Origin of the sequence: Pseudomonas sp. SIMBA_068, from assembly GCF_046534705.1 — a bacterium.
Classification (GTDB): Bacteria; Pseudomonadota; Gammaproteobacteria; order Pseudomonadales; family Pseudomonadaceae; genus Aquipseudomonas; species Aquipseudomonas putida.
In genome coordinates this window covers 1-324 of sequence record NZ_JAWRYI010000213.1, presented here as the reverse complement: position 1 = coordinate 324, position 324 = coordinate 1, and the positions used below count along the sequence as shown (strand labels likewise).

Sequence of the window (324 nt, the reverse complement as noted above, 5' to 3'; positions counted from 1 at the left end):
ACGCCGTCTGAATGGCTTTTTCATACCGTGCGATACCGATGTCTTTCTGCAGCTTGGAATAGTCGAGGCTTGCGCGCAGGCTACCGGCATTGAAGATCGGCAGGTTGATCTGGGGCTGGAACGTCCAACTGCCCGAGCCACCCTTGAACAGGCTGGACAGTTGGGAGCTGGAGGCGCCCGCGTTCGCAGTCAGGCTGACGCTGGGGAAGAAAGCGGCACGGGCCGCGCCGATATTGGCGTTGGCGGACTTGAGCTGGTATTCGGCCTGCAGGATATCGGGCCGGCGCTGCAGCAGGTCCGACGGCAGGCCGGAAGGCACCTGGG

General features: G+C 63.0%; 1 protein-coding gene. It reads right to left on the bottom strand.

Translation table 11 applies throughout. The annotated features are described in order from the left end of the window. Nucleotides 1-324 (bottom strand): TolC family protein (locus SB756_RS28870; RefSeq protein WP_410912948.1); only part of this gene is annotated, 324 nt, incomplete at both ends.